This is a genomic window from Mesorhizobium sp. M0119 (genome assembly GCF_040322615.1).
Taxonomy (GTDB): domain Bacteria; phylum Pseudomonadota; class Alphaproteobacteria; order Rhizobiales; family Rhizobiaceae; genus Mesorhizobium.
Genome location: NZ_JAMYTU010000028.1, coordinates 43,214 through 64,593, shown reverse-complemented (window position 1 = coordinate 64,593; position 21,380 = coordinate 43,214). Strand labels below are relative to the sequence as shown.

Sequence of the window (21,380 nt, the reverse complement as noted above, 5' to 3'; positions counted from 1 at the left end):
AATCCACCTCCCCCCCCCAACAACCAACCCCCCCCCCACCCCCCCCCGGGGGCCCGTAAACACCCCCGCCAGCCCCCGGCGCGCAGCCCCCTGGGGCGGCGCGCCCATCGCACGCTCGCGCTTCCTGATGATAGCAGTGGCCGTCTTTGCCGGCCTCGGCCTCGCCTGGTGGGCGGCAACGGGCCTGGGGCTGGTAAAGCCAATCTTCCTGCCTTCACCGGCTAGCGTGGTGACCCAGCTCGGCAAGCTCGCGGGTGACGGCACGCTGTGGCTGGATCTCAGGGCCTCGATATACCGTATTTCCATTGGCTTCCTCATCGCCTCCGCATTGGCGATTCCGATTGGCGTGCTGATCGGCAGTTTCAGGACCTGGGAAGCCGCCATCGAGCCGCTCGTGGATTTCATCCGCTACATGCCGGTGGTCGCGTTCGTGCCCCTCTCCATCCTGTGGTCGGGGACGGGCGACGCCCAGAAGTTCCTGATCATCTTCATCGGCACCTTCTTCCAGCAGGTGCTGATGATCATGGACAATGTGAAGCGGGTTCCCGCTGATTTCATTGGCCTTGGCAGGACGCTCGGCCTGCCGGATCGCAAGATCCTGACGCGCATCGTGGTTCCCAGCGCCTTGCCGGGCATCTGGGATACGTTGCGCATCAGTCTCGGCTGGGCCTGGACCTGGCTGGTGTTGGCGGAACTTGTCGCGGCGACATCAGGCCTCGGCTACCGCATCACCGTGTCCCAGCGCTATTTCCAGACAAACACCATCATCGGCTACATCCTGCTGCTGGGCGTGCTTGGCCTCATCACCGACCAGGTCATGAAGGCACTGGGAAAAGTGCTGTTCCGGCAGGAGGGCCACGTGCAATGAGGCCGGGCCGATGAGTTTGCCCAAATTGGGGATCAAAGGTCTCCACAAGAGCTTCGGCACGGGCGCGCGGCGCACGGAAGTGCTGCGCGATATCAATCTCGATCTTGCCGACAACGAGTTCGTCTCGCTCGTGGGCACGTCGGGTTGCGGCAAGAGCACGCTGCTGTCGATCGTTGCCGGACTGCAGGATTTCGACGCGGGAGATCTTGCCATCGATGGCGCGCCGATCCTGCAGCCGGGCCTCGACCGCGGCGTCGTCTTCCAGTCCTACACCCTGCTTCCCTGGCTGACGGCGCAGCAGAACATCGAGTTCGCCCTCAAGGCCGCGGGTCATGATCGCGCGACATGTCGCAGGATAGCGCGCGAGCATCTCGATCTGGTCAAGCTCCCGCACAGCGGCAATCGCTATCCGTCTGAGCTTTCGGGCGGCATGAAGCAACGTGTGGCCATAGCGCGTGCTCTTTCCTATCGACCCAAAATGCTTCTGATGGACGAGCCCTTTGGCGCGCTCGATGCCTTGACCAGGCATCAGATGCAGGAACTCCTGACGCAGATCTGGGAGGAGCACAGGCTCACCGTGCTCTTCGTCACTCATGATGTGGAAGAAGCCGTCTACTTGTCGGACCGCATCATCGTGATGGGGATCGGCCCGGGACGCATCATGCAGACCTTCAATGTCGACATCGAGCGCCCGCGCCGGGAAGAGGTCATGGAAACCCCGGCCTTCATGGATTTGCAGCGCAGCGTGCACAAGGCGATCCGCGAGGCTTCAAAACGTCCCGAAATGGTTTAGGCGGACCACTCAATTACTTACAATCGGTGACCAGCGTCGCGCCCAATCTCGATATCGCGCCATCGCAAATTCCCGACCAGGGGAGCCGCCATTGGCGTCCTGCTCCTCAACCTCGAAAAAAATTTGCAGGACAATGTCGATTTCCTAAACTCCGTTCGTCGTTTCGATGCCGCCGGTGAGGCCGGCTCAACAAGGAGACAGACGATGCGTGTGATGGTGCTCGTGAAGGCTACCGAGGACAGCGAAAAGGGCTTTCTCCCCACGCCCGAGGCGAAGGAGGCGATGGAGGCGATGGGCAGATTTAACGACGAGCTGCGCAATGCCGGCATCTTGCTCGACGCCGACGGCCTCAAGCCCTCCTCGCAGGGCAAGCGCGTTGCGTTCGATGGTCCCCGCCGGACGGTCATCGACGGGCCTTTCGCCGAGACCCGCGAACTGGTCGCCGGCTTTTGGCTCTGGGAAGTCAAGGACATGGACGAGGCGGTCGCCTGGGTGAAGCGCTGCCCCAATCCCATGCCGGGACCGAGCGAGATTGAAATCCGGCCGCTGTACGAGTTGGCTGATTGGCAATGGGAATCTGACGCCGGAGGTCACGGAAGTCCATGACCGGACGCGCGAGAAGCGCAGCGGCAACTGAGACTGTTGGCCGCAACCTGCTTGCTTCCGTTATGGCTTTGGCCGGCAAGGCAGCATGACTGCAGGCGAGACGCAGCAGGCGATCGGGGCGATTTTTCGCATTGAACGGGCCCGGCTCATCGCGGGCCTGGTCCGCCTAGTGCGCAATGTCGATCTTGCAGAGGAACTGGTGCAGGACGCCCTGGTCATAGCCCTATCCGAATGGTCCAGGACCGGCGTTCCGGCCAATCCCGGCGCTTGGCTGATGACGGTCGCCAAACACCGCGCCATCGACGCGATCCGTCGCGACAAGATGCGCGAGCGCAAACATGAGGAGATCGCGCGGGAGCTGGACGGCGAGTGCGACGGTACGGCCGAGGGAAACGAAATGGCCATGAACGACGATCTTGGCGACGAGCTGCTGGCCCTCATCTTGCCAGCCTGCCACCCTGTGCTTTCGGCCGACGCCCGCGCGGCGCTCACGCTGCGCGTCATCGGCGGTCTAACGACGGACGAGATCGCCCGTGCTTTCGTGTCGAGCGAGGTGACGATCGCCCAGCGCATCGTCCGCGCGAAGAGGACGATCGGAAAGGCCGGGCTCAGCTTCGAGGTGCCGCGCGGCGCCGAGCGTGCGGCGCGTCTGTCCTCGGTGCTGGAGGTCATCTATCTCATCTTCAATGAAGGCTATGCTGCCACGGCCGGCGACGACCTTGTCCGGCCGGGCCTGTGCCTGGAGGCGCAACGGCTGGGCCGCATGCTGGCGGGGCTGATGCCCGAGGATGCCGAGGTGTTCGGCCTGCTGGCTCTGATGGAAATCCAGGCATCGCGCCTGCCCGCACGCATCGGGCCGGACGGCGCCCTCTTGACCCTGACCGAGCAAAACCGCGCACGCTGGGACCAACTGCTGATCCGCCGAGGCCTTGACGCGCTAGCTCGCGCCGAAGCTCTCGGGGGCGACGGCCCCTATGCGTTACAAGCCGCGCTTGCAGCCTGCCATGCGCGGGCGCGCAGTCCGGCCGATACCGATTGGCCCCGCATCGCAGCGCTCTACGACCGGCTACGATCAGTGATGCCCTCGCCGGTGGTCGATCTCAATCGAGCGGTCGCCCACAGCATGGCCTTCGGGCCCGAAGCGGGCCTTCGTCTGGTGGACGAGATTGCCGACGCCGCCGCCCTGCGCAATTATGCGCCATTGCCAGCGGCGAGGGGCGATTTTCTGTTTCGGGCCGGCCGGCTGGCCGAGGCCCGCGCCGAATTCGAGGCTGCGGCCAAGCTCACCCGTAACGTGCGCGAAGCGGCCTTTCTCCTCGCCCGCGCCGACGCTTGTGGTTGACAGCATCGCTCTCCGTGCCCGAAGCGCGGCTCGGCAAGGCCGAAAGCCGCCAGTGCGCTCCCGGCCAGCTCCCTTCAATGAGCGCGATCAGCTCGCAACGCGAAAGGGGGTAACGATGCGCAAGCCTTCGTCGAGCGCCATTGCGTGCTGCATGTCCTCTGACCAAAGTGTATCGCAGCCAGCGTGAACCGCCGCGGAAGCTATCATGGCGTCATAGGTGGAAAGGCCGTACCGCTCGGCGAGCCTCAATCCTGTTTCGTGGGTCTCGAGGGTGAGCGGATGAACCGTCAACAGGCCGCGCAGCATGGTCAGCAGCGCATGCGTGTCGTCCCATGACATTTGCATCTTCCGACGCGCGACATTGGTGAGTTCGTTGAGAACCTGCACGCTGATTGCCCCGCCAGCAGCGATGACCGCCTCGGCCCGATCCGCCTTCGCCGCATCGCCTGACGCGATATAAAGAAGGACATTGGTATCGAAAAAACTAACGGGCATTCGCCTCGTCCCGATCGAATTTGAAGTCAGCGGGAAGCCGACCGCGGAAGGCGCGGAGACGCTTCAGCAACTCCTCGCGCCCGGGCTTCCGCGCGATGCCAAGCTGGCGGGCGTCAGCGACATGAATTTCGATCTCATCGCCTTCCCTGAGTTCAAGCGCTTCGACCACAGCGGCGGGAAGGCGGACCGCAAGACTATTTCCCCATTTGGCAACCTGCATGTCACTGCCTCTGCTAGATATACGATGGAAGAAATGTATATCCAGAAGGGGTCAAGGTCAAGGATCGCAGCCAATCGGTTTTCGCAGCTTGGGTATATTCATTTTTGGAGGAGAGGCCTTGATCATGCCAGCAACTGCGTCGGTACGCCTAGAATCGGTCCTGCCTCGGCGAGCCGCTGGTCGAGGGTCCACACCGTGGCGCCATGCTCCGATGCCGCCGCGAGGTGCAGGGCGTCGCCAGCACGAAGCCCGAGCATATGCTGATCGGCGAGTTTCGCGGCGACCCGAAAATGCCCGCCCGTCACCGGCAGCACGGTGAAGCTCTCAGCGACCAGCTTATTGGACATCGCGAGCGCTGCTGCGCGCTGCTCCAGGTCGATCTGTCCGGTCCGAAGCTTGATCGCCATGGCGGAGGACATCTCGGTGATGGTCCAGTCGCTGATCACAAGTTGCGCTGGGTCCTGCTCCGCCAGCCAGCCCTGAACGCGCGCGGTGATGGCTTCGTTGGATAGCGCCGCGACGATCAGCGAAGTATCGAGATAGAACATCAATAGCGATCGCCATCTCGCATCGATCGCACCAGATCGGCGGCAGCCTGAGCCTGCAGAGGCATGGTTGCGGTCAGGGATTGGAGCAGGACGGCGTCGATCCGTTTGCGAGGGCGGGCCACGGCCGTGAGCCTGGCGACCGGCTTGCCACGCCGGGTTATGTCGATCGAGTCTCCAGCCTCGACCCGGTCGACGAGCTCACTCAGATGTGCCTTGGCGTCCGCCAAATTGACCGCGTCCATCTCAGCTCCTGACCATGTAGATGGTCATGTAGCGCATAACGCGTGACAATTCCAGTGCAGAGCACGGCGAATAAGCAACTGGCTGCGTGAGCGAAGCAGGTGATCGCTCCTGCAGCGAGAATTATGCCGCTTCCCGCTTGACTCATGCATATCCCGATGGTTATACGTCGATCAATAGCCGAAGGGTTATCGATCCCAATGCCAAACGCTCACGATGTGCTCTTCAGAACGCTTGCCGATCCGACTCGGCGCGCTATTTTTGAGCGACTGTGTCGTGAAGGAGAGCAGACGGTCGGGGCTCTGACGGCTCAGGCCGGGATCTCGCAACCGGCCGTGTCAAAACATCTCGGCGTTTTGAGGCAAGCCGGGCTCGTGCGCGACCGCCATGCAGGACGGCAGACCCATTACAGCGCGCAGCTCGCCGCGCTTGCCCCCCTGATCGACTGGACAAGCCAGATGACCGGGTTCTGGCAGAGCCGGTTCGACGACCTCGAAGACCTGCTCAAAAGGATGGACCAGTGAACGAAATGGCGACCGAAACGCTCTCCGTCATTGTCGAACGGGAAATCGCTTATCCGCCCGAGAAGATCTGGCGCGCGCTCACGCAACCACACTTGATCGAGGAGTGGCTCATGAAAAATGACTTCAAACCTGTCGCGAACCACCGCTTCAATCTTCACGCAGCCTGGGGCTCTGTCGAGTGTCAGGTGCAGACGGTCGAGCCGAACAGAACGCTGACTTACACGTGGGATACCAAGGATCTCAAGAGTGTCGTCTCCTGGACCCTCACCCCCACGAATACCGGGGTCCGCTTGCGCATGGAGCAGTCGGGCTTCCGGCCGGATCAGCAGCCTTACTTCCGGGGTGCCAAAGTCGGCTGGCCGAGATTCTTTGACGATCTGGAGCAGGTTCTGGCTCGGACGGACTGAGATCCGCGGGCGCTATTCAAGCAGGGACTCTGTTACAGAGCGGCAGATGGCGGGGCGATAATGGAGGCAAGCCAATGAAGATCAAGTTGACCAAAGTATACGTGGATGACCAGGAAAAGGCTCTGGGTTTCTACACCGAAACGCTTGGCTTTGCGAAAGAGGCCGATTTCAGCAATGGGCCGTTTCGCTGGCTGACCGTCGCATCACCCGACGAGCCGGACGGGACCGAGCTGCAACTCGCGCTCAATGACAACCCGGCCGCAAAGGCCTACCAGAAAGCCATTTTCCAGCAGGGCCAGCCCGCGGTCATGTTCTTCACCGATAACGTCAAGAGCGATTACGAGCGCATCAAAGCGCGCGGCGCCGAGTTCACGATGCCGCCGACCGAGGTAACCGGCTCGACCATCGCCCAGCTGAACGACAACTGCGGCAATCTCGTTCAAATCACCCAGCTGGCGCGCCGGTAAAGCACGCGTTCGGTGGCGTGGCACCCCGGCGAGAGCCGCCAAACGGGCCGCCGATCCGCTCGGTTCGTCTTCAGAGGAGGTCTCAATGGATTGGAACAAATGGGTTCGGCAGATCCACCGCTGGCTGTCGATTATCTTTGCGGCGGTCGTCGCCGCCATCTTCATCAGCCTGGGAGTAGGCAAGGAACCCGCCTACTGGGTGTACCTCTTGCCGCTGTTTCCACTCGGCTTGCTCCTGCTTACCGGACTGTACATGTTCGTGCTGCCTTACGCGCCCAAGTGGCGCAGCGCAGGGGGCACCGGCGCATTGGAGTGAATGCATGGCCAATAAGACGTCTATCGAGTCATCGGCGGTCGTGAAGAAGCCAGCCGCGAAGCCTGCAGCCGCAAAGCCGGTCCCCCTCGCAGGCGGCAACCCGCAGATCCCGAAGGGTGATGGTGACGCTCCTGTGCAGGCCTACATCGCGGCCATGCCGGGCTGGAAACGCGACGTCGGGCACCGCCTCGACGCACTCATCGAGCACAACGTTCCCAACCTGCGCAAGGCCGTCAAATGGAACTCGCCCTTCTATGGCGTAGAAGGTCAAGGCTGGTTCCTCAACTTCCATTGCTTCACAAAGTACATCAAGCTGGCTTTCTTCCGCGGCACGTCGCTGCAGCCTGTCCCTCCAGGCGAGTCCAAGCACAAGGACGTGCGCTACCTCGACATCCGCGAGGACGACCAGCTCGACGAAGCTCAACTCACCGACTGGGTAAAGCAAGCCAGCCAGTTGCCTGGCGAGCGAATGTGAGTGGAATGCCAGTCATTCCCGCAAACCCGGTGCCGACTAGCGGTATTCATCTGACGGGCGAGCGGCAACAACCGCAGGGAAAGCGACAATGATGATGAAGAGTGGCTCTATGGAAGGAAATGCAGAGAGCTCTCCCTCTCAGCTGATCGATGCGAGGATCAGTGAGCTGGGCGATTGGCGAGGCAAGACGCTTTCCCATGTCCGCGCTCTCGTCAAGCAGGCTGACCCGGAAGTGGTCGAGGAGTGGAAGTGGCGAGGTGTTCCGGTGTGGTCGCACGCCGGAATAATCTGCACCGGCGAGACCTACAAGAACGTCGTGAAGGTGACCTTCGCAAAGGGCGCCTCCCTGCCGGATCCTTCAGGCCTGTTCAACTCCAGCCTCGAAGGCAACACCAGGCGCGCCATCGATATCCGTGAGGGCGAGGACATAGATGAGAATGCGTTCAAGGCGCTGATACGCGCTGCTGCCGCCCTGAACACGGCCCGATAGTCAGCTCTGGCCGATATGGTCGGCTAGCGGGCCGAGAGCGGCGAGCAAAGCTTCGCCGGTGGCTTGCGTCGCGTTCTCATGCGGCGCGCGCAGGTTCAGCCAGCGACTGTCGCCAGACCGTACCGCCAGCACTGCCTTCATCGCGGCGATGAGGCCGGCGTCCTGGATGATTTTGCGGAATGCCTTGATAGCGGCGTCCGCGTCGGTAGTGTCCTCTCCCGCCAGCGCGGCGTCGTAGAGGGCCCGGATCGCTGCGGCATTCAGATTGACTGTCGCCGAGATGCAGCCGGCAGCACCGTTGGCGAGGCCTTTCGTCAGCTGTGCTTCCGAGCTCGGGAACACCGCGACTCTTGGGGCTGCCGCAATGACCTCGGCGGTGTTGTTCCAATCGCCGGCGCTGTCCTTGTAAGCCACCACGACATCGGGAAACGCTTCGCTCAACCGGGCGGTCAGCGCCGGGCTCACCGGTACGCCGGAATTCTGCGGGATATGGTAGAGGATCATTCTCATTGCCGGGTTCGCCACCCGTTCGATCAGCTCGCTGTAGTAGCGGGCCTGGCCGTTGTCGCCGGCGGCCGTATAGAAGAACGACGGCAGCACCATCACCCCGGCACAGCCGAGACCGACCGCATGCGCCGTCAGCTCGACGGTTTCGGCAAGTGCTGTGACACCGGTGCCGGGCATCAGATGGCCTGGCGAAATGCCGGCCTCGACCAGCCACTCCAGCGCTTGCATGCGCTCGCGCAACGAGACGGACAACGCCTCGCCCGTGGTGCCGAACGGCGACAGGAAATGCGCTCCCTGATCCAGCACCCACTTGGCGTGTGATATCCAGAGGTTGCGGGCAATGCGGCCGTCGTTTTCGAACGGCGTCAGGATCGGTGCGATGGTTCCTTGCGGGCGGATCATGTGCGTCCTTCTACCGGTGAAAATCTGTGCAGTGCTCAAAGCCCGGCATCAAGAATGTCGAGCAAGCTACATGAAGCAGTGTTGCTGAGTACCGGGCGTTCGACCTCGAAAGCAAGCGGCTCGCGCATAGGCGCGCGATTGTGATCGAGCGGCGGTTCTGAGGCTCTCGAGGTATATCCTTGTCACGGGATAACGTCGTCTGGCCGAAAGGGGGGTGACAAACGAGTTCTGCTGTTTCATCAATGCCGCCTTTTGAGGAGAAGCCCATGCGGAGGATCGGTGTCGGCATTATCGGCTGCGGCAACATTTCGGATGCCTATCTGAAGGCGTCGCCACAATTTCCGGTGCTCGACATTGTCGGCGTCGCCGACATCAATCGGACGGCGGCCGAGGCCAAGGCAGCGGCCTACGGCCTGGCTGCCATGCCGGTCGACGCGCTGTTGGCCGATCCGCGCGTCGAGATCGTGCTCAATCTGACGACGCCGCAGCATCATGTGCCGGTCGGCTTGCAAGCTGTCGGGCAAGGCAAGCACGTCTATTCGGAGAAGCCGCTGGCAACGACGCTCAGCGACGCCGAGCGGCTCGTCGCGGCCGCGCGCGAACAGGGCGTGCGTGTCGGCTGCGCACCCGACACCTTTCTTGGCGGCTCCCACCAGACGGCGCGGCGGCTGGTCGATGAGGATACGGTTGGGACCATTGTCGCCGGCTCTGCCTTCATGCAGGTGCCCGGCCACGAGCTCTGGCATCCCAATCCGGATTTCTACTATCAGCCGGGCGGTGGGCCGATGCTCGACATGGGACCGTACTATCTGACCTGCCTGGTTAACCTTCTGGGTCCGGCAAAATCGGTGATCGGGCAGGCAAAGTCATCCTATCCAACCCGCACCATCGGTTCTGGACCGCGCCAGGGCGAAACGATCCAGGTCGAGGTGCCGACCCATATTTCCGGCCTGCTCACATTCGAGAATGGCGCCGCGGTCTCGATCACCACCAGCTTCGACGTCTGGAAGCATGAACACAATCACATCGAACTTTACGGAACCACGGGCTCGATGATTGTCTCCGATCCCAACCAGTTCCAGGGCGACATCAGGACCAGCCAGCGCAAGGGCGACTGGACCGTGGCCGATCAGATCCATTCCTATGGCGACGGCAATTACCGGGGCCTCGGCCTCGCCGACATGGCGCAGGCGATCGTCTCCGGCAGACAGCACCGTGCCAGTCTCGATCTTTCCCTCCATGTCCTGGAAATCATGGAATCGATCATCTCTTCAGCAGAGATAGGGCAGCGTATCGACCTCAGATATGGCTGCGCCCGGCCGGCGCCGATGCGCGCCGACCTGCCTTTCGGAATTCTGGAATAGGGAATAACGCGATGAGCAAGACGGCATTGATTTTCTGGGGCGGCTGGGAAGGTCACACCCCGGCCCGAAGCGCCGAAATCGTCAAGGAGATGCTGGCCGGCAACGGCTTTGACGTGCGGCTGGAGCAGGGGACTTCGACGCTTGCCGATCCGCAGCTGGGCAAGCTCGATCTCATCGTCCCGGTGATCACCATGTCGACGATCGAAAAGCCGGAGTTGCAAAACCTGACCAGCGCCGTCGGGGCCGGCACCGGCCTTGCAGGCTTTCACGGCACCATGTGCGACAGCTTCCGCAACGAGCCGGAATACCAGTTCATGACCGGCGGCCAGTGGGTCGCCCATCCCGGCAACATCATCGACTATCACGTCGACATCACCAGGCCAGACGATCCGGTCATGCAGGGCATCGATAGTTTCGCCTACCGTTCTGAGCAGTATTACATGCATGTCGATCCGACCAACGAGGTGCTGGCGACGACGACTTTCACCGGCGAGCATCTCGATTTCATCGCCGGCGTCGTCATGCCGGTTGTCTGGAAGCGCCGCTACGGCAAGGGCCGCGTCTTTTACAGCGCGCTCGGCCACACCGCCGACGAGTTCGCCGTGCCGCAAATGCGCACGATGTTCGAACGCGGCGCGATTTGGGCCAGCCGAAACTGGGACCTTGCGTAGCCGTTCAATCCGAACGCCACGTATCGTTGTAATCTTTCATAGGGCGGCCGCCCGAACGCCGACACAGGCACTGGACTGCAGGCAATTGACTGCCATGGTAGCATCCAATACAGCGGTCTCATCGGAAATTCCGTAGCTGGAGGTCGAATGGAGCAGACGTGGCGATGGTTTGGTCCGAGCGACGCGGCAACGCTTGCCCATGCCAGGCAGGCCGGCGCGACCGGCATCGTGACGGCATTGCACGACATCCCCTACGGCGAAGTCTGGCCGATCGACGCCATCAGGCAGCGCCAGGCGCTTATCGAGGCGGATCCGGCGATGGGCCTCAAATGGAGCGTCGTCGAGAGTGTGCCCGTGCACGAGGACATCAAGCTCGGCCGCGGCGATCTCGATCGGCTCTACGACAATTTCAGGCAGACCTTACGCAATTTTGGCGCCTGCGGTGTGCGCACGGTCTGCTACAACTTCATGCTGATCCTCGACTGGACCCGGACCGACCTGGCTGCGCCGCTGTCGGGCGGCGGACGGGCGCTCCGCATGAACATGCACGAGCTTGCCGCGTTCGATTGCTACATGCTGCAGCGCAAGGGATCGGAGCGCGACTATGCGTCCGATGTTCTCCAGCGGGCGAGCGAATGGTTCGAGACGACGCCGGATACGTCAAAAGAGCGTCTGCTCGCCAACATCATGGCCGGCCTGCCGGGCGCCTTCAAGCGCTATGACATAGCGGAATTGCGCGAAGTGGTGGCCGAGCAGTCGAGCCTGTCGCACGACCGGCTGCGCGAGAATCTCGTCCGGTTTCTCGAAAACGTGCTGCCGGCGGCCGAAGAGGCGGGCGTCACGTTGGCGATCCACCCGGACGATCCGCCGCGCGATCTCGTCGGCCTGTGCCGGATCGTCAAGAACGCCGACGACATCGCCCTTATCCTGGACGCCGTGCCATCGGCCCATAGCGGCCTCACCTTGTGCACGGGGTCGCTGGGCGCCAACCCGGCCAATGACGTGCCCGCCATCGCCAGGCGCTTTGCGCACAAGATAAACTTCGTGCATCTGCGCAACGTCAGCAAGGACCCGGACGGCTCGTTCATGGAATCCGAGCATCTGAGCGGCGATGTCGACATGGTCTCGGTGGTTTCGATCTTGCTCGACGAGCAGCAACGCCGCCGCGACGCCGGGGAACCGGCGGCGCTGCTGCCGTTTCGCCCGGATCATGGCCACGAGCTGATCGATGACGCCGCGCGGCACACCCATCCCGGCTACCCCGTGATCGGCCGTCTTCGCGGCCTTGCCGAATTGAGAGGCGTGATGACGGCGATTGCCCATCAGCGCGGCTACCGGCTGCAATGACGGCGCCCCGCCTGCTCTGCGTCGGCGCGCTCACCTACGACACGATCTTGCGCCTCGATGTCCTGCCCTCCGGCGCCGGCAAGTTCCTGCCAAGCGAGGCCGTGCAGATCGCGGCCGGCATGGCAGCAAGCGCGGCCGCGTCGGCCAGCCGCCAGGGCGGGCAGGTCTGGCTATGGGCAAGCGTCGGCAACGATGCTGTCGGCCGCGATGTCATCGGCCAGATGGAGGCGGAGCGGGTCGACTGTTCGTTGGTGCGCAGGGTTGAAGGTGGCCGCTCGGCCATTGCCACCATCCTGGTCGATGCCGCCGGCGAGCGTATGATTGTGCCCTTCTACGATGCAGTCACGCAAGCTGATCCTGACCGTCTTCCGCCCGCGGATTTTTCCCACTTCGACGCCGTGCTGGTTGATGTCCGCTGGCCCGGAGCCGCGGCCCTGGCGCTGGCGAAGGCTCGCGAGTGCGGCATCCCGGCGATCCTTGACGCCGATGTCGCGTCGCGACCGGTGCTCGACCGGCTGCTACCGCTCGCCTCGCACGTCGTTGCTTCGCTGCCGGCGGCACGCATCCTTTGCGGTCCGGAGATATCCGCCGGTTCTGCCGTCGCCATTCTCGGCGAACGGACCGGCGCCTTCGTGGCGGTCACCGATGGCGCGAACGGCACCGTGTTCCGCTACTCGGGCAGCAATGACGTCCGTCATCTGCCGTCGCCGCGGGTCGAAGCCGTCGACACTCTGGCGGCAGGCGACGTGTTCCACGGCACCTTCGCTCTCGGCCTGGCCGAAGGTTGGGACGAAGAGCGGGCGATAGCAGTGGCCAGCGCCGCCGCCGCCCTGAAATGCCTGCGCTTTGGCGGACGTCTTGGCGCACCGACGCGCGCGGAAACGCTGGCTTTCATGCAAGGATCGACATGATGCCGAACACGCTTGGGCCGGCTCGGTGGAAAGAGCACGTCAAGTGGCGCCCGTCGACTACCATGGCAGTCTCTGCGCAACTGTTCGAGGGAGGATAAATGGCTGAGTTCAAAAAACGCGCACTGGTCACCGGGGCGGCCATGGGCATCGGCCGTGCTGTCGCCGAAAGACTGGCCGAGCAAGGCGTCGACCTGATCCTGTTCGACCGGGCGGGCGATCAGTTGGATGAGGTAGCGGCACAGCTTTCGGGGCGCGGCGTGACCGTGCACACCGTGCTTGGCTCGACCGCCGACACTGAAGCCTGTGGCCGCGCCGTCGAGCTTGCCCGGTCCGCGTTCGGCGGGCTCGACATGCTCTCCCACAATGCCGGCATCCAGCGTTACGGAACGGTGGAGACCACGGACGAGGCGCTTTGGGACGAGGTGATGAACGTCAACCTCAAGGCTGCCTACCTGCTCTCCCGCGCGGCGATGCCGCTGCTGCGGCAAAGCCGCGGCGCCATCGTCCATATGAGCTCGGTGCAGGGTCTGGCCAGCCAGGAAGGGGTTCTGGCCTACAGCGCGGCCAAGCACGGCCTGATCGGCCTAGTCAAATCGATGGCCGTCGACTATGCGCCGCTCGGCGTGCGCGTCAATGCCGTCGCTCCGGGTGCGGTCGACACGCCGATGCTGCGGGATGCGGTCAAGCTCAACGATAAGCCCGACGAGATCCTGCGCATCCTCGACAATATGCATCCGCTCGGCCGTACCGCCCAGCCGCAAGAGATTGCCGCAGTCGTTGCCTTCCTGCTGTCCGACGATGCCTCCTTCGTCACCGGCGAGGTCGTACGCGTCGATGGCGGCCTGCTGGCGCGCATCGGCGGTTCTCCGCGCAAGGAATAACGTCGGCGCTGCTGCTTGCGCAGGCATTTCATGAACGACTTGAAGCTGCAGAGCCTATAAGGGGTCGCCGATGGCAGGGCTTTTGGGAATGCGGACCATCACCGAGGGGCGGCTCGGCGAAACCGCCCCCGGCGCTTCAGTTGCGGCTAGGACGTTCGAGGTTTTGCTCGACCAGATCCTGACCTTCCGCCTGAAGCCGCACGAGCTGATTTCTGAAAAGGCGATGTCGGAAGCCCTCGGCGTGAGCCGCACGCCGGTCAGGGAGGCGCTCGCCCGGCTGGCCGGTCTTGGCTTGATCGACATTTATCCGCAGCGCGGCAGCATGGTGGCGCCGCTGCGGATTGCCGATCTCGAGAAATCGCAGTTTCTGCGCGAAGCGCTCGAAGTCGGCCTGATCAAGCGCGCGGTCGAGAGCCCGCGCCGTGCCGACCTGCTTGCCGTGCTCAAAGGCGAACTGGCGGTCCAGGAGACGTTCGCCTCCATCGCGGACGACAGGCGCTTCTTCAAGTCGGACGAGCTGTTCCATCAGCACATCGCCAGCCATGCCGGCTTCCCCGGAATCTGGGCCGACATCAGCGCGGCGAAGCTGCACATGGACCGCTTCCGCTTCCTGTCTTTCCCGCGCCTCGACAGCATGTCGGTGGTTCTCGGCCAACATCGGCGGATCGTCGATGCGCTCGAGCAGGCCGACGCCCTTGCCGCGGAAGAGGCGATGCGAACGCATCTTCGCCGCATCTTCGAGGTGCTCGAAATCGTCCGGGAGCGCTATCCCCATTATTTCGAGGCAAACGGCAGTGTGAGCCCGCTTTCGGCTGGCTCAATCCAAGCCTGAGCCTTTCTTGCGCGCTTCCGAAGGCGTCTTGGTCTTGCTGCCGGATTTGTCGGAAGCTGGCTCGGCTTTGCGATCTTGACCCTCGCCGCCTTGCTCCTTGCGGAGCTGCTTTTCCACTATCGATCGCGATCCTTCCGCCGGGTCTTGTTCAGGATGAGTATCGGTTCCCGTCATGTCGGCTCCTATCCATTTTGATCAATTGCGTGCGGCGTGGGCTGACCTCCGCCGCCGATTCTGTCGCGCCCGATCATCAGCCAGGCGGCGAACAGCACGACCAGTACGACCACGATCCAGGCGACGAAACGAGGCATCGGCCTCATGTCCCTCGCCGCCGCTTGCTGCCGCGTGCCTCCGGATCGGAGCCGGCCTCGACCGTTGGATCGGGCACGACCGGGCCGCGTTCGGCCTCGGAACCCTCAGCTTCGATCTCCTGCACGGCCTGATCCCAGTGCTCGCGCTCGCGTCCTTGCGGACGGCCTTCGCGCTCCCAGATCTCATGGGCTCGCTGCCTGATACGCTCTTTCCTGTCCATGGCCTTTGCCTCCTCATCCCCTAATCCGGCGATCGCTGGTTTGTTCCGCGGTGCCAGCGCCGTTCATCGCGGTTCAGTTGACCTGATCACCCAGCGCTCTAGATCAAACTTCGCGCCGAAGTCGCTAGGTGCGGGGAGAACAATCGTGTGGCAGCAACGCTACAAGCACGTATTGTAAATGCCGTTACAGCCATCGGTCTTCGACCAGACCGCCTGTGCTTGCTGCTGATAATATTTGTACTGACGGCATGCTCGCCTTCCGACCAGGTCGAGCAGCAGTCGAAAATCGCGGCTTCCGCCACACAGACTGCATCGCTGGTCCTGGAGAGCTGGATCGCTGGGGATGCCCCGTCGGAATACACGTCGCGCACTTTGCAATCGGCCGGCAAGGCGCTCGCCGATGCCGGTGCGCAAATCCAGTCCGCCAAGTCGCCTGAGCCCAGCGGGCAAGCCGGTCTGACGATGGCGGTTGGACGGCTTTCCGCAACGGCAATGCGCGCGGCGACGGCCGTGCAGAATGGCAACCGCTCGGAAGTGGAACAGGCGCAGCAGGATCTGCGGGCCGCCGCCGCCGACCTGAGCACGTCCTACGCGAAATATTTCGCGCCGAAATCATGAAGAAGCTGCTCGAAATATCGCTCGGCGTCGTCACCAGCGTTGGCGGATTTCTTGAGGTCGGATCAGTGGCGACCGCCGCTCAGGCCGGCGCGGCGTTCAGGTTTCAGCTGATATGGGCCGTCGTCTTGGGCACGATCTGCATCATCTTCCTGGTCGAAATGGCCGGACGCTTCGCCGCAGTTAGCCATCACACCATCGCCGACGGGATCCGGGAACGGTTTGGCTTCAACGCCTTTCTGTGGCCGTTGCTTGCGACCTTGCTGGTCAACTTCCTGGTCATGGCAGCCGAAATCGGCGGTGTTGCCATTGCGCTCGAGCTCGCCACCGGCATCGGCTTTCAGTGGTGGGCGCTGCCGGTCGCTTTTCTGGCATGGCTGTTCCTTTGGAAAGGCACGTTCGGATTCATCGAAAAGGGCGTCGCGATGCTCGGGCTGGTCACGCTGTGCTTCGTGGTTGGCGCAGTCATGCTGAAGCCCGATTGGGGGCAGGTCGCGGCCGGGGCCGTGCCCACACTGCCGGATCACGACGCGGCCAACTACTGGTTCATGGCGGTCAGCATTCTTGGCGCGTCGATCTCGCCCTATCTGTTCATGTTCTATTCGTCGGGAGCGATCGAGGACGAGTGGGACAAGAGCTATCTCGGAGCCAATCGGGCCATTGCCGGCCTGGGCATGAGTTTTGGCGGCACAATCGCTATCGGTGTGCTGATTGTGGCGGCGCTCGTGCTGGCCGCGCACGGCATAGAGCAGGTCGATGACTACCACCAACTGCCACTGATGCTGATTCCGATCTTCGGTTTCTGGGGATTTGTCCTGTTCGTTGCTTCACTAGGCATTGCCTGCTTCGGTGCCGCGCTCGAAATCGGCCTGCAGCAAGCCTACCTTGTGGCGCAGGGTTTCGGCTGGACCTGGGGCGAGAACCTGAAACCGCGCGACGACCCGGGTTTCAGCACCGTCTATACGATCTTGTTGGTTCTCGCCGCCATTCCGATCGCACTGGGCCTCGATCCGCTGAAGCTCACCATCTTTTCCATGGCGCTGACGGCCGCCAGCCTGCCACTGACCGTGGTGCCGTTCCTCTTCCTGCTGAATGACGAGCGTTATGTCGGCGAGCACCGCAATGGCATGATAGCGAATGCCGCGGTCATCTTCATCATCGCGCTCGGTTTCGTGCTCGCGATCGTGACCATTCCTTTGCAGATATTCGGAGGCACGTGATGGAGTTGCTGCGCGACATCCTGGACAAGCAAGTGGTCGACCGCGAGCAGGTCAAGATCGGCAAGGTCGACGGGCTGGTGGCCGAGCTCAGGCCAGGCGAGCCGCCTAAAATCGTTGCGGTCGAGCTCGGCTCGATCACGCTGGGGCGTCGGCTTGGCGAGCGACCCGGGCGCTGGATGGCGCGGGTTGCGGCAAGGCTCGGCGGCAAGCGCCATGCCGAGCCGCACCGCATCGCCTGGAACAAGGTGCGCGACATCGGCGTCGACATCGAGTTCGATATCGACGTCCGCGAAACGGCGATTTTCGACTGGCAGGACTGGCTGCGCGATCATGTCATTGGTCGTATTCCGGGAGCTGGATGATGGCCACCGTCAATCTTGAGCAATTGGCTGGCAGGAATGTGCTTTCGCAGCGTGGCAAAAGCATCGGCCGTATCGAGGAGATACGCGCCGAACCGGATGGCGACGACCTGGTAGTTGCCGAGTACCATGTCGGCATCTACGCGGCCTTCGAGCGTCTGTCCGCTTCGGCCATCGGCATTGCGGTCCTCGACGCCTTTCGATTGCGCGGTCGCGACAGCGTGTACCGCATTCCCTGGGACAAGCTCGACATCTCCGACCCGGCGCGGCCGCGGTTGTTATGCACGACGGAAGAACTTTCCGGTATGAAGGGGAGTATCGAGGGCGATAAACCGGAATGAACGATACTTTCCCGCCGTCGGAGAATGGGGTCCAGTGAAAGTCCTGGTTATCGGCGCCGCCGGCCTGATCGGTGCCTCCGTCGTGGCACGCCTTCTTTCCGAAAGGCATGAGGTGATCGGATTGGTCCGCAGCCCCGGCGCAAACCGGGCCGGCAATTATCAATTGCTGGTGCTGGACATGGCGGCGGCGCTGCAGCCCGAAGACTGGCTACCGCATCTCAGGGGTGTCGACGCCGTCGTGAATTGTGCCGGCGTCCTGCAGGACAGCCCTCGCGAAAAGACGCGCGAAGTCCATCGCGATGCGGCGGCAGCACTCTTCCTCGCCTGTGCGCGGGCAGGGGTTGCCCGGGTAATCCACTTCTCGGCGATAGGCGTCGATCGGGCGCAGCCTTCGGCATTCTCGGCGACGAAACTGGCCGGCGACCAAGCGCTTATGGCGCTTGATCTGGATTGGGTGATCCTGCGCCCGTCCGTGGTGCTCGGCCGGCCGGTGTTTGGGGCCAGCGCATTGTTTAGGGGTCTCGCCTCGCTGCCGGTGCTACCGTCCATGCCCGGCACCGGCCGGCTCCAGGTGGTACTACTCGACGACGTGGTCTCAACAGTCGTCTTCCTTCTCGATCCCGACAGTCCGTCTCGCGTCGTGTTGGAACTTGTCGGTCCCGAACAGCTGAGCATGGACGAGGTCGTCGGCAGCTATCGCCGATGGCTCGGCTGGGCTCCTGCAGCCAGGTTTGTCTTGCCGGCGGCTGTTGCAAGGCTTCTCTACCGCCTCGGCGACCTTGCCGCGATGTTCGGCTGGCGTCCACCGATGCGCACCAACGCGGCCAGAGAGATCGCCCGAGGAGCGGTTGGAGATCCCTCGGACTGGACCGCCGCGACCGGCATACGCCCGCAAACCCTGGCGGGCTTCCTCGCGCTCAATCCGGCAACGGTGCAGGAAAAATGGTTTGCCCGGCTGTATTTCATCAAGCCTGCGATCTTCGTCGTCCTGCCCTTCTTCTGGATCGTGACGGGTATTGTGTCGCTGACCACCGGCTATAACGGTGGCATCGAGCTGATGCAAAGCACGGGGGCTGGCATCTTGTCGGCGCCGACCGTGATAGCCGGTGCTCTTGCCGACATCGCCGTCGGCGCGCTCCTAGCCTGGCGGCCAGCGACGCGAAAAGGCCTCTATGGCGGCATCGCGCTCTCGCTCTTCTACCTGGTCGTCGGAAGCTTCCTGAGCCCCGATCTGTGGAACGACCCGCTTGGGCCGTTTCTCAAGGTGTTGCCGATCCTGGTGCTGCACCTTGTGGCCTTGGCAGTGCTGGAGGAGCGTTGATGCTCTATTCCCTGCTGAAATTTCTGCATGTCATCGGCGCATCCGTGCTGCTTGGTACCGGCGCCGGTATCGCTTTCTTCATGCTGCTCGCCCACAGGACCGGCAATGCCGCGACGGTTGCGGCGGTGGCGCGTATCGTCGTCGTCGCCGACTTCCTTTTCACCGCGACGGCCGTGGTCGCGCAGCCTTTGACCGGAGCCGCGCTCGCCTGGCAGGCAGGCTACTCGCTGTCGGAGGGCTGGATCGTACTTTCGATCGCGCTCTATATCTTCACCGGAATGTTCTGGCTTCCGGTCGTCTGGATGCAAATGGAGATGCGCAAGCTGGCATCGCAAGCCGCCGCTGCAGGCGCGCCGTTGCCGCCGCGCTATCATCGGCTCTTCTGGCTGTGGTTCGCCTTCGGCTTCCCCGCCTTCGCTGCGGTACTCGGGATTTTCTGGCTGATGATCACTCGGCCTGCGATCGACTGGTGAAGACAGGCCGCGTGCAGCTGCCGGGATGAGCGATGACTTTCATTTCAGCGTATAGAGATAGGCCGCGATATCCCGCGCCTCCTGCTCGGAAATTCTGGTCGAAGGCATTGCCGTGTGCGGATTGATCTCTCTTGCGGCGCGTATCCAACGGACCATGTTTCGCGGGTTGTTGGACAATACGCCGCCGATATAGACCCGGGTGGCCAAGCTGGCGTCGAGGCGTGGACCGACCAGTCCCTGCGCGCCGGGCACGCCGGTGATCGTGTGGCATCCGGCACAGCCATTGGCCATGATGATTGGTATGGCGCGGGCGCCAACACCGCCGGTTGCATTGTCGGCCTTCTGCTCCACTCGACGGCTTTGCTCGAAGTACAACGCGATCCCGGCCAGGGCTGCAACAAGCACGACAATTGCCGCGGCGCCGAGGATGGGTCCGGACGGAGTGAAGCGCGATGTTGCGCGCACGCCGATGCTGCTAGGGGCATTGTCCGTCTTATGCGCGACCCTGACGAGGCGCTCCGGCCACAACGTCAGGGCCGCCCAAGCTGCGGCCAGCACGGCAATCGCCGTCCCGGCACCAATGACCAGCTTAGACAGCCTGGAGCGCATGCGACGCCTCCCGTCTTCTCTGTCCACTTGAGCGAATCCACAGACCGGCCAGCAGCAACGCGGCTCCGCCATAAATCAGGCCGGCCGGAACCCACATCACCAAGCCGGCGAGCTGCTGGTCCTCGAGCGGGCTAAGGCTCCACAATTCCGCGCCGGCTGCGTTTACCGGGTACCACAGCCTTGGCGAGACCAGCAGCAGCACCCCGAGCAGGCCGGTGTGCAGCGAGGTGAAAAAGAGGTACATGACTGCGCTGCCGTAGGCTTGTTCGCGGCCTGAACGCGGCAGCAGCACCCACCAGAACAGCAGCCCCGTACCGAAGAAGCTGGCATGTTGCGCATAATGCAGGACACCCTGTGCAAGCGCCGCCTCGAACAGCGCCGGAACGTGCCACGCCCATATCGCGACGCCGTGCAGGAAGGTCGCGGCTAGAGGGCGGCTGACGGCGGCCCAAACGGTTCGAAGCACCTTCGCCTGCCCGGCTGCGCCAAATGCCAGCCGCAGCTTGGTCGGCAATGCCCACATCATCGCCGCCGCCGGACGGGAGGCGACCAGCAGGGGTGCCGCCACCGCCACCAACAGCTCGTGCTCGATCATGTGGGCGGTGAAAACGCGCTCACCGAATGCGTGGAGCGGACTGACCAGTGCTGCCGCCAAAATGGCCCAGCCGGTCGCAAACAGCAGGGCTTGCCGCAACCGCAACGGGCGGCTGCGGGCACTCCGACGCCACAGCCGAAAGGCGCCTGCCGCGTAAAGCAGTGCGACCATGGTTAGCGGCAGCGTGATCGGCAACGCCAGCGTCCAGCCGGCCTGCGGGGCGCCGGCACCGTAGCAGATCGAGGTCGAGAAGAGCGCGTCGAAGCTCATCGTAGGCAGCCGTCAACAATGAGCGAAGCCGCGCCTTGCATGACGATTACCAGCGCAAACAGCACCGCGCTGAGAATGCCGATATTGGCGACGAAATGCTCGGTGCCGCGCGTACGATCCGGTTTAAAGGCGGCGCCACCTTGCTGTCGCGCCCGCCACGAAAGCACGCCGCCGAGCAAGGCCAGCACTGTCAGCACCAGCGCAATGACCGGTATGACGGGAATACCGTGGGCACACTGCCACTCCACGAAGGCATAATTCAGCTGCGTCGACACCGCCCAGGCCAAAGGCCCGGACAACAGCCCGCCCCATGATGTGCCCAAGCGAAGCGCACGCATC

33 protein-coding genes are annotated in these 21,380 nt (G+C 63.1%); 22 read left to right on the top strand and 11 right to left on the bottom strand.

The features are described 5' to 3' along the window. Window position 1: 1 nt before the first annotated feature. The 4 genes from NKJ40_RS22955 (at window position 2) to NKJ40_RS22940 (ending at window position 3,609) form a co-directional block, all read left to right on the top strand. Window positions 2-868: an ABC transporter permease gene (locus tag NKJ40_RS22955; protein ID WP_502903745.1), complete on the top strand. Its 867-nt coding sequence runs from the start codon at window positions 2-4 to the stop codon at window positions 866-868. Between the two features lie 10 nt (window positions 869-878). After that, window positions 879-1,661, top strand: coding sequence for an ABC transporter ATP-binding protein (locus NKJ40_RS22950; RefSeq protein ID WP_352468036.1), 783 nt, complete (start codon window positions 879-881; stop codon window positions 1,659-1,661). Window positions 1,662-1,865: 204 nt separating this feature from the next. Next, window positions 1,866-2,267, top strand: a complete 402-nt coding sequence (locus NKJ40_RS22945) for a YciI family protein (RefSeq protein WP_352468035.1) — start codon at window positions 1,866-1,868, stop codon at window positions 2,265-2,267. A gap of 85 nt (window positions 2,268-2,352) precedes the next feature. Then, window positions 2,353-3,609 (top strand): RNA polymerase sigma factor, encoded by a 1,257-nt coding sequence (locus NKJ40_RS22940; protein ID WP_352468034.1) that lies wholly within the window; start codon window positions 2,353-2,355, stop codon window positions 3,607-3,609. 87 nt (window positions 3,610-3,696) lie between these two features. Here the strand turns inward: NKJ40_RS22940 and NKJ40_RS22935 are convergent, their stop codons facing one another. The 4 genes from NKJ40_RS22935 to NKJ40_RS22920 all read right to left on the bottom strand — a co-directional run bounded on the left by NKJ40_RS22935 (window position 3,697) and on the right by NKJ40_RS22920 (window position 5,114). Next, entirely contained in the window at window positions 3,697-4,104 is a 408-nt protein-coding gene (locus tag NKJ40_RS22935) for a PIN domain-containing protein (RefSeq protein ID WP_352468033.1), read from the bottom strand. Beyond that, window positions 4,094-4,324, bottom strand: a complete 231-nt coding sequence (locus NKJ40_RS22930; protein WP_352468032.1) for an AbrB/MazE/SpoVT family DNA-binding domain-containing protein — start codon at window positions 4,322-4,324, stop codon at window positions 4,094-4,096. Before NKJ40_RS22930 ends, NKJ40_RS22935 begins: the two co-directional genes overlap by 11 nt. A 122-nt stretch (window positions 4,325-4,446) precedes the next feature. Next, complete coding sequence (locus NKJ40_RS22925; RefSeq protein ID WP_352468038.1) at window positions 4,447-4,872, bottom strand: type II toxin-antitoxin system VapC family toxin; 426 nt, start codon at window positions 4,870-4,872, stop codon at window positions 4,447-4,449. After that, window positions 4,872-5,114, bottom strand: a complete 243-nt coding sequence (locus tag NKJ40_RS22920; RefSeq protein ID WP_352468031.1) for a type II toxin-antitoxin system Phd/YefM family antitoxin — start codon at window positions 5,112-5,114, stop codon at window positions 4,872-4,874. Before NKJ40_RS22920 ends, NKJ40_RS22925 begins: the two co-directional genes overlap by 1 nt. Window positions 5,115-5,312: 198 nt before the next feature. On the opposite strand from NKJ40_RS22920, the gene NKJ40_RS22915 reads away from it, so the two are divergent. The 6 genes from NKJ40_RS22915 (at window position 5,313) to NKJ40_RS22890 (ending at window position 7,791) form a co-directional block, all read left to right on the top strand. Continuing rightward, window positions 5,313-5,636 carry an ArsR/SmtB family transcription factor gene (locus tag NKJ40_RS22915; protein ID WP_023716560.1) on the top strand — a complete coding sequence of 108 codons (324 nt, stop codon included), beginning with the start codon at window positions 5,313-5,315 and terminating at the stop codon, window positions 5,634-5,636. Beyond that, on the top strand, window positions 5,633-6,043 hold the full coding sequence (locus NKJ40_RS22910) for an SRPBCC family protein (RefSeq protein ID WP_352468030.1): 411 nt from the start codon (window positions 5,633-5,635) through the stop codon (window positions 6,041-6,043). Before NKJ40_RS22915 ends, NKJ40_RS22910 begins: the two co-directional genes overlap by 4 nt. Before the next feature lie 74 nt (window positions 6,044-6,117). After that, the gene (locus tag NKJ40_RS22905) at window positions 6,118-6,510 is read left to right on the top strand and encodes a VOC family protein (protein ID WP_352468029.1); all 393 of its coding nucleotides are present in this window, start codon (window positions 6,118-6,120) and stop codon (window positions 6,508-6,510) included. A gap of 85 nt (window positions 6,511-6,595) precedes the next feature. Further along, window positions 6,596-6,826 carry a hypothetical protein gene (locus NKJ40_RS22900; protein ID WP_352468028.1) on the top strand — a complete coding sequence of 77 codons (231 nt, stop codon included), beginning with the start codon at window positions 6,596-6,598 and terminating at the stop codon, window positions 6,824-6,826. A 4-nt stretch (window positions 6,827-6,830) separates the two neighbouring features. After that, complete coding sequence (locus tag NKJ40_RS22895) at window positions 6,831-7,301, top strand: DUF1801 domain-containing protein (RefSeq protein ID WP_352468027.1); 471 nt, start codon at window positions 6,831-6,833, stop codon at window positions 7,299-7,301. Window positions 7,302-7,392: 91 nt separating this feature from the next. Continuing rightward, window positions 7,393-7,791, top strand: a complete 399-nt coding sequence (locus tag NKJ40_RS22890) for a DUF1801 domain-containing protein (protein WP_292654454.1) — start codon at window positions 7,393-7,395, stop codon at window positions 7,789-7,791. On the opposite strand, the gene NKJ40_RS22885 is transcribed toward NKJ40_RS22890, so the two are convergent. After that, on the bottom strand, window positions 7,792-8,700 hold the full coding sequence (locus NKJ40_RS22885) for a dihydrodipicolinate synthase family protein (RefSeq protein ID WP_352468026.1): 909 nt from the start codon (window positions 8,698-8,700) through the stop codon (window positions 7,792-7,794). A gap of 266 nt (window positions 8,701-8,966) precedes the next feature. Here NKJ40_RS22885 and NKJ40_RS22880 point away from each other — a divergent pair, with 266 nt between their 5' ends. The 6 genes from NKJ40_RS22880 to NKJ40_RS22855 all read left to right on the top strand — a co-directional run bounded on the left by NKJ40_RS22880 (window position 8,967) and on the right by NKJ40_RS22855 (window position 14,706). Next, window positions 8,967-10,064: a Gfo/Idh/MocA family protein gene (locus NKJ40_RS22880; protein WP_352468025.1), complete on the top strand. Its 1,098-nt coding sequence runs from the start codon at window positions 8,967-8,969 to the stop codon at window positions 10,062-10,064. 11 nt (window positions 10,065-10,075) lie between these two features. After that, window positions 10,076-10,735 carry a ThuA domain-containing protein gene (locus tag NKJ40_RS22875; protein ID WP_352468024.1) on the top strand — a complete coding sequence of 220 codons (660 nt, stop codon included), beginning with the start codon at window positions 10,076-10,078 and terminating at the stop codon, window positions 10,733-10,735. Between the two features lie 147 nt (window positions 10,736-10,882). Next, a complete protein-coding gene (gene uxuA / locus NKJ40_RS22870) occupies window positions 10,883-12,082 on the top strand; it encodes a mannonate dehydratase (protein ID WP_352468023.1) in 1,200 nt (399 codons plus the stop codon). Beyond that, complete coding sequence (locus NKJ40_RS22865) at window positions 12,079-12,993, top strand: PfkB family carbohydrate kinase (protein ID WP_352468022.1); 915 nt, start codon at window positions 12,079-12,081, stop codon at window positions 12,991-12,993. Before uxuA ends, NKJ40_RS22865 begins: the two co-directional genes overlap by 4 nt. A 98-nt stretch (window positions 12,994-13,091) precedes the next feature. Next, window positions 13,092-13,874: an SDR family NAD(P)-dependent oxidoreductase gene (locus tag NKJ40_RS22860; RefSeq protein ID WP_352468021.1), complete on the top strand. Its 783-nt coding sequence runs from the start codon at window positions 13,092-13,094 to the stop codon at window positions 13,872-13,874. A 70-nt stretch (window positions 13,875-13,944) separates the two neighbouring features. Beyond that, window positions 13,945-14,706: a GntR family transcriptional regulator gene (locus NKJ40_RS22855; RefSeq protein WP_084641055.1), complete on the top strand. Its 762-nt coding sequence runs from the start codon at window positions 13,945-13,947 to the stop codon at window positions 14,704-14,706. Here the strand turns inward: NKJ40_RS22855 and NKJ40_RS22850 are convergent. The 3 genes from NKJ40_RS22850 to NKJ40_RS22840 are packed head-to-tail and all read right to left on the bottom strand — an operon-like array spanning window position 14,692 to window position 15,238. After that, complete coding sequence (locus tag NKJ40_RS22850) at window positions 14,692-14,880, bottom strand: hypothetical protein (RefSeq protein WP_352457405.1); 189 nt, start codon at window positions 14,878-14,880, stop codon at window positions 14,692-14,694. The two genes, NKJ40_RS22855 and NKJ40_RS22850, sit on opposite strands and share 15 nt — an antisense overlap. Window positions 14,881-14,888: 8 nt before the next feature. Further along, window positions 14,889-15,017 (bottom strand): hypothetical protein, encoded by a 129-nt coding sequence (locus NKJ40_RS22845; protein ID WP_352468020.1) that lies wholly within the window; start codon window positions 15,015-15,017, stop codon window positions 14,889-14,891. Window positions 15,018-15,022: 5 nt separating this feature from the next. Beyond that, entirely contained in the window at window positions 15,023-15,238 is a 216-nt protein-coding gene (locus NKJ40_RS22840; protein ID WP_352468019.1) for a DUF2934 domain-containing protein, read from the bottom strand. Window positions 15,239-15,457: 219 nt separating this feature from the next. Here NKJ40_RS22840 and NKJ40_RS22835 point away from each other — a divergent pair, with 219 nt between their 5' ends. The 6 genes from NKJ40_RS22835 to NKJ40_RS22810 are packed head-to-tail and all read left to right on the top strand — an operon-like array spanning window position 15,458 to window position 19,567. Next, window positions 15,458-15,856: a hypothetical protein gene (locus NKJ40_RS22835; protein WP_352468018.1), complete on the top strand. Its 399-nt coding sequence runs from the start codon at window positions 15,458-15,460 to the stop codon at window positions 15,854-15,856. Beyond that, entirely contained in the window at window positions 15,853-17,073 is a 1,221-nt protein-coding gene (locus NKJ40_RS22830; RefSeq protein WP_352468017.1) for an NRAMP family divalent metal transporter, read from the top strand. The genes NKJ40_RS22835 and NKJ40_RS22830 overlap by 4 nt, the downstream gene beginning before the upstream one ends. Continuing rightward, complete coding sequence (locus NKJ40_RS22825; protein WP_352468016.1) at window positions 17,073-17,435, top strand: hypothetical protein; 363 nt, start codon at window positions 17,073-17,075, stop codon at window positions 17,433-17,435. Before NKJ40_RS22830 ends, NKJ40_RS22825 begins: the two co-directional genes overlap by 1 nt. Next, window positions 17,435-17,773: a hypothetical protein gene (locus NKJ40_RS22820; protein ID WP_352468015.1), complete on the top strand. Its 339-nt coding sequence runs from the start codon at window positions 17,435-17,437 to the stop codon at window positions 17,771-17,773. The genes NKJ40_RS22825 and NKJ40_RS22820 overlap by 1 nt, the downstream gene beginning before the upstream one ends. Before the next feature lie 34 nt (window positions 17,774-17,807). Continuing rightward, window positions 17,808-19,094: an SDR family oxidoreductase gene (locus NKJ40_RS22815; RefSeq protein ID WP_352468014.1), complete on the top strand. Its 1,287-nt coding sequence runs from the start codon at window positions 17,808-17,810 to the stop codon at window positions 19,092-19,094. Then, on the top strand, window positions 19,094-19,567 hold the full coding sequence (locus tag NKJ40_RS22810) for a DUF2269 family protein (RefSeq protein WP_352468013.1): 474 nt from the start codon (window positions 19,094-19,096) through the stop codon (window positions 19,565-19,567). The genes NKJ40_RS22815 and NKJ40_RS22810 overlap by 1 nt, the downstream gene beginning before the upstream one ends. Before the next feature lie 39 nt (window positions 19,568-19,606). On the opposite strand, the gene NKJ40_RS22805 is transcribed toward NKJ40_RS22810, so the two are convergent. Genes NKJ40_RS22805 through NKJ40_RS22795 form a run of 3 tightly spaced genes read right to left on the bottom strand, consistent with a single transcriptional unit; the run spans window position 19,607 to window position 21,379 of the window. Beyond that, window positions 19,607-20,176, bottom strand: coding sequence for a c-type cytochrome (locus tag NKJ40_RS22805; RefSeq protein ID WP_352468012.1), 570 nt, complete (start codon window positions 20,174-20,176; stop codon window positions 19,607-19,609). Continuing rightward, window positions 20,157-21,041, bottom strand: a complete 885-nt coding sequence (locus NKJ40_RS22800; protein ID WP_352468011.1) for a cytochrome c oxidase assembly protein — start codon at window positions 21,039-21,041, stop codon at window positions 20,157-20,159. Before NKJ40_RS22800 ends, NKJ40_RS22805 begins: the two co-directional genes overlap by 20 nt. After that, window positions 21,038-21,379 carry a hypothetical protein gene (locus tag NKJ40_RS22795; RefSeq protein ID WP_352457440.1) on the bottom strand — a complete coding sequence of 114 codons (342 nt, stop codon included), beginning with the start codon at window positions 21,377-21,379 and terminating at the stop codon, window positions 21,038-21,040. The genes NKJ40_RS22800 and NKJ40_RS22795 overlap by 4 nt, the downstream gene beginning before the upstream one ends. Window position 21,380 lies beyond the last annotated feature (1 nt).